At 67.3% G+C, this 11,506-nt stretch carries 10 protein-coding genes and 2 pseudogenes; 6 read left to right on the forward strand and 6 right to left on the reverse strand.

All coding sequences use genetic code 11. The annotated features are described in order from the left end of the window. The 6 genes from ROTAS13_RS11840 to ROTAS13_RS25730 all read left to right on the forward strand — a co-directional run. Nucleotides 1-443 (forward strand): hypothetical protein (locus tag ROTAS13_RS11840; RefSeq protein WP_216348639.1); only part of this gene is annotated, 443 nt, incomplete at its 5' end. A 24-nt stretch (nt 444-467) separates the two neighbouring features. Then, nucleotides 468-635, forward strand: a complete 168-nt coding sequence (locus ROTAS13_RS27140) for a hypothetical protein (RefSeq protein WP_171979083.1) — start codon at nt 468-470, stop codon at nt 633-635. Between the two features lie 52 nt (nt 636-687). Then, a complete protein-coding gene (locus ROTAS13_RS11845) occupies nt 688-933 on the forward strand; it encodes a hypothetical protein (RefSeq protein WP_073140705.1) in 246 nt (81 codons plus the stop codon). A 185-nt stretch (nt 934-1,118) separates the two neighbouring features. Continuing rightward, nucleotides 1,119-1,994: a DUF932 domain-containing protein gene (locus tag ROTAS13_RS11850; RefSeq protein WP_075822449.1), complete on the forward strand. Its 876-nt coding sequence runs from the start codon at nt 1,119-1,121 to the stop codon at nt 1,992-1,994. Between the two features lie 70 nt (nt 1,995-2,064). Next, nucleotides 2,065-2,337 carry a hypothetical protein gene (locus ROTAS13_RS11855; protein WP_073140138.1) on the forward strand — a complete coding sequence of 91 codons (273 nt, stop codon included), beginning with the start codon at nt 2,065-2,067 and terminating at the stop codon, nt 2,335-2,337. Nucleotides 2,338-2,465: 128 nt separating this feature from the next. Beyond that, a complete protein-coding gene (locus ROTAS13_RS25730) occupies nt 2,466-2,831 on the forward strand; it encodes a helix-turn-helix domain-containing protein (RefSeq protein ID WP_073140135.1) in 366 nt (121 codons plus the stop codon). Between the two features lie 221 nt (nt 2,832-3,052). Here the strand turns inward: ROTAS13_RS25730 and ROTAS13_RS25735 are convergent. The 6 genes and pseudogenes from ROTAS13_RS25735 to ROTAS13_RS11895 form a co-directional block, all read right to left on the reverse strand. Next, nucleotides 3,053-3,628: pseudogene (locus ROTAS13_RS25735) on the reverse strand (transposase); the annotation flags it as partial. A 45-nt stretch (nt 3,629-3,673) separates the two neighbouring features. Continuing rightward, nucleotides 3,674-4,621 carry a replication protein RepA gene (locus ROTAS13_RS11875; RefSeq protein ID WP_073140129.1) on the reverse strand — a complete coding sequence of 316 codons (948 nt, stop codon included), beginning with the start codon at nt 4,619-4,621 and terminating at the stop codon, nt 3,674-3,676. Between the two features lie 611 nt (nt 4,622-5,232). Next, nucleotides 5,233-5,790: an IS5 family transposase gene (locus ROTAS13_RS27145; RefSeq protein ID WP_073140126.1), complete on the reverse strand. Its 558-nt coding sequence runs from the start codon at nt 5,788-5,790 to the stop codon at nt 5,233-5,235. Beyond that, nucleotides 5,706-6,178: pseudogene (locus ROTAS13_RS11885) on the reverse strand (IS5 family transposase); the annotation flags it as partial. The pseudogene ROTAS13_RS11885 and the gene ROTAS13_RS27145, both read right to left, overlap by 85 nt. Nucleotides 6,179-8,095: 1,917 nt before the next feature. Then, on the reverse strand, nt 8,096-8,851 hold the full coding sequence (locus ROTAS13_RS11890; RefSeq protein ID WP_073140120.1) for a ParA family protein: 756 nt from the start codon (nt 8,849-8,851) through the stop codon (nt 8,096-8,098). Nucleotides 8,852-10,780: 1,929 nt separating this feature from the next. Further along, the coding region (locus tag ROTAS13_RS11895) for an IS110 family transposase (RefSeq protein ID WP_139323336.1) at nt 10,781-11,506 on the reverse strand (726 nt) is incomplete at its 5' end.

The following is an 11,506-nucleotide window of genomic DNA, read 5'->3' on the forward strand; positions in this document are numbered from 1 at the left end:
CGCTACAGGCCCGCATGGAAGCCAGTCGGGAACCGCTGGACGCCAAGGCACGGGCCGAGATGACGCGCCAGCTCGTGCAGGCGTGCCGGGCCGACTTCGTGCGTCTGGCGGCCGGGCAGTCCCGCCGGCTCGCGGTGGTCTCGGGTGTCGGCGCCGCGGTGCTGCTGCTGGCCACGCTCGGCGGAGGGTATCTGTGGGGACGGTCCAAGGAAGCGGCGGAAGTGCGCGCCGCCTCGGGCGTGATCCGCGCCGCGTTGTCGGAAGGGTCCACCTCGGCCCAAGCCTGGGCCGACGCGATCCGCCGCAACGACCTGGTGGGCCTGCTGGCGCGGTGCGAGGGGCGCTCGGTGTGGGCCGACCCGACCGGCCGGCGAGCCTGCGCCGTGCCGCTATGGCTGGATGAGGCGCCGCCCCCGGTGGCGCCGACCGGGCCGCGCTCGTGAGGCGTCCCACGGTGTCAGAATTTCATGGCGCTGTGGCGCTTCGGCGCCTTGGTTCTTCGCCTGCTGCTGGCCGTGATCTTTCTCGGCCGCGGGCCGCTGCGACGGCTGCTCGCATCCGTCACGGGGATCCCCACCGTCGCGGCCTTCGCGTGCCTGTTCAGCATCCGCCTTGCCCTGGACGCCGGCAGTTGAAGTTTTAAAGTTTCGAAGTTAACGGGAAGGGCTTTGCAGAAGGTTTGCCCACATGCCCCGCACCGCTGCCGCGTCCGTTCCGCACGATGCGGACGACGCGCCCGCTGCCAAGCGTCGCCCCGGCCGGCCCTCGCCCGGCGACACCGTGCAAGTCACGCTCCGCATCCCTCGCGGCCAGCTCGCACAACTCGTTGAGGAAGGCGCCAGGCGCACCGCCGCGACCGGCCGCACCGTCACCGCGCAAGCCGTGATCATGGAGCTGCTGGAAGCGAAGTTTCCTTATAGACCGGGCGCCTGATCGTGCGCGGGCGAGATACCCCGGCCGCGGAGCGGCCCGGCGCTGGCTCTCCCAACACCTCACGAACTCGCGACCAGATTTATGACTTTTAAACTTTTAAAATGTTGACGGCAGGGGGAAGGGGGTGTAATGTCCCTTTCAGCCGAGACGCAATGCCTCGGTGGCTAGAGCAAAGGCGCTCTCCAATGTCGTTCTTCCGTTCCTCTCGTTCCTTCGGCTCTACCCGCGCCGCGATGGGCGCCAGCCCGCTGTCCGACGGAGAGCTGATGCAGCTCGCCCCGTCCGCCTTCGCGACCGAGGCCCATTCCTCCCGCTCCGCGCGCTACGCCTACATCCCGACCGCGGACGTGATCGCAGGCCTACGGCGCGAGGGCTTCGCCCCCGTGCTGGCCCGTCAGACCCGCCCGCGCGACGCCGAACGCAGCGGCCACACCAAGCACCTCATCCGCTTCCGCCACGAGGGCCAGGCCAACCAGCCGCGCCGCCTCGGCATGACCTTCCCCGAGGTCGTGCTCATCAACTCGCACGACGGAACCAGCGCCTACCACGTCACCGCGGGCGTGTTCCGCCTCGCCTGCCTGAATGGGATGGTGGTGTCGGACGGGCCGGAACGCTCAGTGAAGGTGCCGCACAAAGGCGACGTGGTGCGCCAGGTGATCGAAGGCAGCTTCGAGGTTCTGGACGCCTCGCGCCAAGCTATCGAGGCGGCTGACGCCTGGACCGGCGTCACTCTCAACCGGGACGAACAGCACGCTCTCGCGGATGCGGCCCGCGTGCTGCGCTTCGGCGACGAGGAAGGCAACGTGTCCACTCCGATCCAGGCGGATCAGTTCCTACGCCCCCGCCGGGTCGCGGACGCCCTGGACGATCTGTGGACCACCTTTAACCGGGTGCAGGAAAATACCATCCGCGGCGGCCTCCAGGCGTGGGGCAGGGACGGCAACAACCGACCGCGCCGCGTCACCTCGCGCGAGGTCACGGGCATCGACCAGGACGTCAAGCTCAACCGCGCGCTGTGGATGCTGGGCGAGCGCATGGCGGCCCTCAAGGGCGCCGCCTGACGGGCCGGGGCGGGGAGCCGTCACCGCCCCTCCTTCCCCTCCTGCTCCACCCCGTCGAAAGCTCCGCACCATGGATCGCCACGCCCTGCCCATCCTGGGCCTTCCGCTCATCCTCAACGACGATGCCGGCAACGGCCTGGCGCTCGGCACCAGCTCAGAAGATCCCGCCTACCTCCTGGCCGTGATCGAGGACGGCACCGGCCGCGCCATCATTCGCAACCTCATCGACGCCGAAAGCGAGGCGCTGTTGCTGGCCATGCTGAATCTGCGCGCGGCCGTGCGCGCCGCTGCGGCGATTCCGCCCTATCGTTCTGCGCCAGGCGCCACCGGGGCCTCGTCGTGACCGCGTTGCAGGTGGTGCCGGCGGGCTTCGGCCCACCCCCGCTGTCCCGCTCCGCGCTCCGCCGCTGGCCGCCTCCGGGCGGCCTTCTGCGTTGCGGCAGGCCCCGCCGCCGGGCCATTACCCACCGCATGTCGCCCGATCGATTCAACCAGTGCCTAGACCTGATCGGCTGGACCCGGCGAGGCGCCGCCCGTCGCCTCGGCTGCGATCCGGGCGCCGTGCGCCAGATGGCTAACGGCCGCCGGCCGGTTCATCCCGGCTTCGCCGCCTGGCTGGAAGGGCTGGCGGCAGCACACGCGCCGCTGTCGCCTGAGCTGCGCGAGATCGCGGAGCGCATGGGCTGCGACCGGGGGGAGTGGGTGCGCTACCCTCGCGGCATCCGGCCGCTGTCAGATGAGGAGGCCGAAGCCCTGCGCCGGGTCGCGGAAGCGCATGCCGCGGCTCCGCACCCCCCCGGGTGGACGAAGCAGAGTGACGGGACGGATTCCCCATAGCCATCGCGAGCACGCCACCAACCGGCCCGTAGCCGCCTGATACCACGTCGCCGGGGCGCCGCATCGTCCATCGCGCGCTCAGCCGGCTTCGCCGGCCTGCCGTTCGCTCCGAGTTGCCAAGCTGCGCCGGGTTGGGTGGAAAAAGGCTGTTCAGGGTCTGCTTTAGGTGTCTGCTCCACCGTAAGCGAGAGCTACAGACCCTTGCTGGGTTCGATGGACGCTCAGTCAGCTTTCACGTTGGCCCAGTACCAGGGCATTAGCATCGTCGATGCGGCTGTTGGGCCAGCCATCGGCAAGGCGGGTCAGCAGGTCGGTGAGGCAGCGCTGCGGGTCGACACTGTTCAGCTTGCACGCCTCGACCAGGGAGGCGAGGTCAGCCGTGCGGCGCCCGCCGTCATCGCCGCTGGCAAACAGGGCGTTCTTCCAGCTGAGGACCACGGGGCGGATGGCGCGCTCGACGGTGTTGGAGTTCATGTCCACTCGACCGTCCTCGAGGAACCTTTGGAATCCCGCACCGCGGTTCAGGGCGTAGCGGATCGCGCCTGCCGTGGGGCTGCCACCGGGCAGGCGTGCCAGCCGCTGCTCCAGCAAGGCGAACAGGTCCTCGACCAGTGGCCGGCTCCTGGCCTGCCGCGTGGTCCGTCGCTGCTCGGGTATCTGGCCGCGGATCTCGGCCCGACGGCGTAGAGGGCGGCGATCCGCTCCAGCGCCTCCGCCGCGATCGGTGCCGTCTTCTTCCGGGCCAGGTCGTAGAACTCGCGACGCACATGGCTCCAGCAGAACGCCAGCGTCACGCCGGGGCCGCCCCGCTGGATCCGCGGTCCGCGTGGCCCGATCCCCGGTCAGGCGAGACTCTTGGGGGCGATCGGTGGCGGTGTGTATCGGAGGATCAGCCCCTTGTCGGTCACCTCCACCCCTTTCTCCGCGGCCTCCGGATAGACAGCCAGTGCTGCGGGCAAGACCTTGCTCAGGAACGCCCGCTTGAAGGCTCCTAATGCTCCGTAGGAGGGCCCGAACTGCCGGTGGAGGGCAGGCCAGGGGATTGGAGTTGGGCGGCGTATGGAATGGAGCCTGTAGGCGAGCCAGCAATATACATCGATCGCCATCGAGGAGTGGCTGATGTGACGTATCGCCCGCTCCTCAAGAGGAACGGCGTGTTCCCTCAGGCTGTTGAAGAAGCCTTCGCTGAGCACGACGCCTTCGCTGAACATGCTCGACTGGCGCTCGTCGTGGGTCGCGGAGGCGCTAAACAGTAGCCCTTCCTCGACGATCGACTGGTTCCGTACCGCACGGACGCCGTTCCGTTCGCTGTGGAAAGTGAGGCGACACGTCGCAATCCGCTCCGCTTGCTGCCGAACCAGGTTGTAGGAGTTGCCACCAGCCTTCTTGTCGAGGCGCTTGAACCAAGCGTTCATGCTTCCGCCAAGTTCGACGCTGCGGCTGCCTGTCCTCAACGCTTCTGTCTGGAGGTAGATCAGGATGAGTCGGGCGGTCGGGCCGTACGGCACCCCCACCCATTCGTCCGCTTTCCCAGGAGCTGCCCGTCGTCCGGGCTCTACGAGTAGGACAACCTGCCCGTTCTCGAGCCTCCAGGCCTCATCGTCCGGGATCTTGGAATGGGGGAGAGCCGTCATGGCCCATCCCGAATAGAGAAAACTCGGGATGCCGACTTCCTCATCGGCTCCGTAAGCGGCGACGATCTCCACGAGGCCACGGCTGTCTGAGCGGGCGATGGCACCAAGCCTGCCATGCTCCTCTACGAGCTTTCTAGCCTCCTGGACCTCACGCAAAGCGCCACTCCCGCACCTTCATTCACAAGGAGGACCTTTGCACCAACCGGCGGGGAATGGAGCCCTTGGACCTTGGTCATCGAAGCTACTGGAAAAGCTAGTTGTAGATTCTTCTACTTGAGTCATGACCGAGGTCCAAAGGAACAACCGGGGTAAGTGCTTGTTTCCTAACGCGGGCCACTGTCTCGGCTCCGGCGCCTCGGATGACCAGTATCCAAGCCGGTATGACCAAGGTCCAATTCCTGGCCGGCCCAGGCTGTGGATTTCGCTAGCGCGAGGGTGGACCAGCGACTCCACGACTCGGAAGTGCAGGGTTTGAAGGTAACAGCGCTTGGACGTTGGTCGCGGAGGAGCCCGGCCTTGGACTTTGGTCACGCGGCGCGGAGGTTGGACCTTGGTCACGACGCGCATGGGTGCCCCGGCTTATTCCGACGCTTCCGCCATCTGGCTGTTCAGGAGGTTCCGGTCCGCCGCTCTCGTGAGGGTTTCGAGAGGGCATCGCCAGCTCACCTGATCGACCCCCCACGTCACATTCGCCGCGCTGCATCTGGGCAGATCCCTGATGCATGCCCGTTCGGACCAGGCTGCTAAGCACTAGGTAGGGGACTCATTCAGGTCCACTCGCTGACGGCAGCGACGAGGGCGAGACTGGCGAGGTAGTTTCGCGCGAGGCGGTCGTAGCGGGTGGCCAGCCTTCGCCAGTTCTTGAGGCGGCAGAACAGGCGCTCAATGACGTTGCGGCGCTTGTAGGCACGGTGGTCGAGTGGGTAGGGCACGGTGCGGGTGGCGGTGGACGGGATAACGGCCTTGATGCGCCTGTCTTTCAGCCAGCGGCGGAGGCTTTCGGCGTCATAGGCCTTGTCAGCGAGAAGACGCCGGGGGCGTGCCACGGCCTGGAGCAGCGGCAGGGCCATGGTGATGTCGGCGACGTTGCCGGGCGTCAGCGCGAAGGCGAGCGGTCGGCCACGATCATCGGCCAGGCAATGGATTTTCGAGGTGCGACCGCCACGCGAGCGCCCGACCGCTTGCGTCCACTCCCCCCTTTTCCGCCAGCCGCCGAGCGGTGGGCTTTCACATGCGAGCTGTCGAGGTTCAGGGCCGCTCCCTTGTGGTCGCTCATCTGCCCTTCGGAGAGGAGCAGGACCACGGGGCGGCCCCGACCGTCGCAGACGGCATGGAGCTTGGAGTTCAGGCCGCCTTTGGTACGCCCGATACGGCGGGGAACAGCCCCTTTTTGAGCAGACTTGCGGCCGTGCGGTGCGCCTTGAGGTGGGTGGCGTCGATCATCAGCCGGTCCGGTTCGCCTTTGCGCCCGGCAAGCCCGGCGAAGATGCGGTTGAACACGCCTAGGCGGCTCCAGCGGATGAAGCGGTTGTAGAGCGTCTTGTGCGGCCCGTACTCGGCCGGGGCGTCACGCCAGCGCAGCCCGTTACGGATGACGTGGAGGATGCCGCTGACGACCCGCTGGTCGTCCACCCGCGGTACCCCGTGCGAGAGCGGGAAGTAGGGCGTGATCCGCCGCACCTGAGCCTTCGTGAGCCAAAACAGGTCAGCCATGGCAGCACCTCCGGCCGCCATGGAATCAGCCAATCCACTCAGCGCATAGCCCCGATTAACGGGTCCTGAGCCTAGGCTCTCGGCTCAGGCGGTCCCGACCTGATCTCAACGAAATGCGCCGAGGTGCACTCCGACGCCCCTCCCTGGGAGATCAGGCTGCTCGAGAGCTGGATCTAAGAGGGAACGCCACGGCGGTGCGAGACGTCGGAGTTGCCCCAAGTTGGTGTCGCTAAGCCGCGGCGGTCGCACCTGAAGGTTACCGGCCTGGGGTCGTCAGAACCCCCCGGAAGGCTGCCGTCATTCGGTTCCTGGCTCCGCAACCGGCACGTGCTCCACCGTCAGGACCACCGCCGGACAGCAGTTTGGTGGCCCGTGATTCAGCATCGGCCGTGGCTCCCCCGAAACAGGCAGCACTGCCCACCGCCGATAGCACCGGATCCTTGGCTGGCCGAGTGGTCATGTTGCCATATGACCACGCGGCCCCCTCCCCCTCCCCTGCCATTCCCTCTTTACCCGCGGCATCGCCGTGTCGGGCCCCACGACGTCACGAACCAGGGCTTGGCCGGTCCTTTCTGGAAGCGCAGTTCGAAAAGGTCGCGGACCTATACGCCCCGCTCAAGCGCGTCGGGGCGCGGCCCCTTCTTGCCGGCGGGTGCAGGTGGACGACGGCGGGATCCGCCGCGTCCTCCGGAGGTAAGCTCCCTTGCTCTGAGGGCGAGGTCCGTGGAGCTGACCATGGGTAGATCTGCGACCAAGCCAGGCGCGCTTGATGCCTGCCGGGCCAAATTCCGCGACCTCGCGAGCGGTGAAGCGATTGAAACGGAGTGGGACGGCCCGCTGCTGCCGAACATTTCAAGCCGGCGGTCGCAGCCGCTGCCTGCTCCACCGTCAGCGGCGATCGATGGATCAGCGCTCTGGTCGGCTCGTGGCTCGCCAGAGGGTTTCAGCCGCTTAAGAGAAGGTAAGAACGTCCACCATTTGGCCCGTGGCCAACGGAACAGATGACCGAACGGTCATGTCGCCATATGACCACTGGGCCCTCTCCTTCCCTTCCGCTTCTTACCCGCGGCGGCGTCGTGGCGGGCGCGACGGCGGCACGCGCCAGGGCCCGGCCAACCCTTTCTGGGAAGCCCAACTCCCTATCGCCTCGGGGAGAGGGTCGTGGATCTTCGAGCCCCGCTCGACTGCGTAGAGGCCCAAGGCCTTCTTAGCGGCCGGATGCAGGTAGACGACGGAGGGGGCAGGCCGTCCGTGGCAAGTTCGGTGGTGCTGTTCATCGTGTATCTGGCGACCAAGCCAGGGCGTTTGATGCCTGCCCCGACAAGTTCCGCGATCGGTTTGCCGGCTGCCGCCAGTGCATTCCAAGCCGGCCGCCGGCTCAAGGATCAACGGCCTCCACTCCCGACCGCTCTGGTCGGTGCGTGCACCAGCATCGGGGCCTCGCCCTACCGGGCAGGCAGATGGCCGACTTCCGGGAGATGTAGGCTATCCGGCAAGGTGACCCCGTGGTCATGTTGCCATATGACCACCGGGCCCTCTCCCCTCCCCTCGCCTCCCCTTCAGCTTCTTACCCGCGGCGGCGTCGTGGCGGGCCAGAGGACGGGACGCGCCAAGGCCCGGCTAATCCTTTCTGGGAAGCCCAGCTCTCTATGGCCTCGAGGAGAAGGTCGTGGACCTTCACGCCCCGCTCTACCGCGTAGAGGCGCAGGGCCTTCTTGCCGGCCGGATGCAGGTAGACGACAGAGGGATCGGCGGCATCCTCCAGAGGCCGGCGCCCCCTAACTTGCACCATCTCCGGCTCGCCAACTGCCCTGTGTGCGGGAGTCAGCGACGGTGCAGCCGACGGGGGTGAAGCGACCCGCGGTGGCTCGACCATCAGCGACGCTGCGTATGAAACAGGGGCTCCCGGACGCTTGCTCACGCGACCAGCTCCTTCCTGCTGGACGTCTTGGCCCGAACCCGCTTAGCCGTCCCGTCGGCTTGCGTGCCAGCATCCTGGTCCGGCACCTTCGAAGCTCCACCGTCATATGGCCCAATGGCCATGATGCCAGAGCGCTGAAGCCACCCCCACACCTCCGCCAGCTCTGCACGCGCTCGACCTTCCGGCTCACGCTCCTGCGGTGTCAGGCCCTCTGCATAAGCATACGGGTAGCTGATCGAGGCTGAGACGGCCGTGGGACAGACATCAGCGCCCATGGCCACGAGGGCTTCTCGGGCCAGGGCAACCGCACGGACGCGCTTGTCGGGTGGCGATTGCCACAGGATGACGCCGGTGCGCCGCTTCTGGGCACTCGCCACGCGGAGGCTCTCCTGCACGCTCTCGAGGTCCTCCGGGTTCGGCCGGGTGACGACCAGGGCGCCGGTCGAGGAGTCCAGCGCCGCGTTGACGGCGGGCGTTGCCGTCGGAGGCGTATCCACAAGGATGAGGTCGACGCCCTGGGCACGGAAGCCTTCGATCTGCGCGGCGAGGCCTCCGGGCGCCGGAACGACCACCAGCGGGACCGGGATCCCCGCTGCAGCCCGGCGCTGGCCCCAGCGGAAGCATGTGGGCTGTGGGTCTGCGTCGATCACGACCACTCGGCGGCCCGCCTTCAATGCCTCGACCGCAAGACAGCGAACGGCGGTCGACTTCCCGGTTCCGCCTTTCCGGGCAAGGACACTGACGACGAGCATGGCGGCCTCCGGACAGAATGACCCACGTGCCGTAGCGCACCGCGGCCACACGATCAATGTGCGAGGCGGCCATTGCGCCATATGACGTGCTGGCACGGGGGCGCAGTGGCGCGGCATGCTTCAGTGATCGGGGATCAGGCGATTCCGAGCCCCTAGCGAGTCTGAAATCTCCGCGGGTGCACGCCCCTCCAAACCCAGTCTAGAGTTCTCTGGCGGGTCCCTCGGACGAACACCCACCCTCGCAATACGGCCCTGAACAGATCCAGCACTGTCCCTCCAGCTGGTGCCGACACAAAGCCCCCGATATTCCGCGCGCCAACGCTTCCGGCCCCGCCTTCCTGCCCGTCAAAGCAGTGGAAGCCCGACCCATGCGGTGTGCGAGGGGGGGCGACGAACGCACGTGGCCACCCGGAACCGTAGGAAGGCACACATCGACCGGCCCCGTTGAAGGCGGCCACTCCGAATCCACTGAGGGCTACGCGAATGCCCCTGAAACCCCTCTGTCAAATGCCGATTATGGCCATATGGCGATATGGCCTTAGGGAAGCGCAATGCGTTTTCCCACCTACACCATCTTGTGCTCCGGCTCGCGCGCCGACGCGCCGGCAGCAATCATCCCGCAGCTGGTCGGGGCTGTGACGGTCGCCTGGCGCACCGCAGATTGTGCAGCCGTAGAAGTCAGACCATCCGCCGCCGACGCAGCTCCGCTGCCACCGGCCGGCGTGGAGGCTGAACCTGAGTGTCCAAAGGTCCATTGGACATTGTGTCATATGACCAACTGGCCGAACGGCGTTCGCTCGATTATGCCGGATTCGAGCCGTGTCCCGTTAAGGGCTGAGCTGCATCCCGGACAGCAGGGGAGGGACCGCTCGGCCGCAGGAACGAGGAGCAGGCACATACGCGTGGCCTCGCGAAAGGATGATTCGAGACCGAGGACCAAGCACACGGGCGAGGAACACCCGCCCGTTCTGGAGGAGAGATTCGAAAGCGCCGCTAGGTGTCTAAGGACGCGGGGAGTGTGGGACCCGAGGGGAGGAGGGCGCGTCCGTACGACGCTGCTGCCCATCCTCCCTAACGCACGAGGTGCGACGGCAGTCACCGAGGGCGGAGGCGCTCGGCTGCAACCGCCGGCCCCACGTTCTCAAGGCCGACAACCAGTCCCTCGGCTTCGGGCCAAAGTACGGCGGGATGCCGGCCTTAGCAGAGGAGTAGGGGCGGTCGCAGCCGAAGGGGCTGGTTCACCGTGCCGCCGTTGGCCCGAGGCCCAGCATGAGGCCACGAGGTCGGCTGGTCATATGGCAAATTGGCCCCTTCGCCAAACAACCGCCCGACCTGTACGGGCCGATCAGAAACCAGATAGGGGATTGGGGTAAGGCATCCTGAGCAAGTTCAACCGCAGTACCATGCAGGCCGCGTGGCGCCTCCGACCAGCCACGGATGTTCCCCTTCGTCCGGCCGAAAACACCACTCGCCGCATCGAGGGAGCCTCACCGGGCGGGCGTACACGGCCTCGCCTCGACGCTGTCTGGTTCCGGAGGCCACACTCGACGGGGCGCCACGCGTCTCTCGACCGGCCGCTATTCTGGGGCGACACCCGTTCCGGCTTTCGCACTCAAGCAGAACACTTGCCGCGCTCGGGCCGACGGCGGGCCACCCGGGCGGCGCTGTGCGACGTAAGTGGTGCCAGGCTCCCGGCGCTGTAACAGCTCACAGGACAGCGTGGACATGTGCGAACCGCTGCCGTAGCTCGACGACGCCACGATCCACCAATCTCCCCATGATCACACGAGCCCTCTTGGCAGGAGCATCGGAATGGTGTGACCGAGCCCCGAAACGCTTCTTCAACAGCGCAGGTAACGGCCCTCGTGCCATATGACCAACTGACCATCAGAGCCGCCGACGGAAGGACCTGAGCGACCGTCTTGTTGGTCAAGCGGGTTGCCATGGTGTGTTGGTCCGGACGATGGCGTTGAGGATGCCCAGGAGACGCCTGATGCAAGCGACAAGGGCGACCTTCTTGGGTCGGCCGCGGGCGATAAGGGCCTGGTAGTGGGCGCGTAGGACGGCGTTGTGCCGGACGGCAACCAGGGTGGCCATGAAGAGGGTGTTGCGAAGGGAGGTGCGGCCGCCGGCGATAGCGCGGTGCCCACGGAACTGTCCGCTGTCGCGGTTGACAGGGGCGACACCGACCAGGGCGGCGAGCTTGCGCCGGTCGAGTTGGCCCAGTTCGGGCAACTCGGCAATGAGGGTGCGGGCGGTGACGTCGCCGATGCCAGGGACGGAGGTCAGCAGGTTCTCGGTTTCGCGCCACAGTGGCGAGGCGCGCACGGTGCCCTCGATGTCCCCGTCGAGGCTGGCGAGCTGAGCGCGCAGAACGGCCAGCGTCGCATCGATGGCGGCCCGGACCTTGGGATTGCGGGCGCAGCGTCGGCGGTTGCCCTCCATGACGGTCATCTCGACCACCTGACGCCTGCGGGCGACCAGTTCGGTGAGAGCCTGCGCCAGGGCGTCGGGAAGTGGGCGGGGCTCGGGTCGGATGCGCTCGGCGAAGAGGGCGAGGAGGGCGGCATCGATGCGATCGGTCTTGGCCAGTCGCCCCGTGGCGCGGGCGAAGTCGCGGACCTGCCGCGGGTTTACCACCGCGACGGCCATGCC

The organism is Roseomonas sp. TAS13 (assembly GCF_001950415.1).
Taxonomy (GTDB): Bacteria; Pseudomonadota; Alphaproteobacteria; order Acetobacterales; family Acetobacteraceae; genus Roseomonas; species Roseomonas mucosa.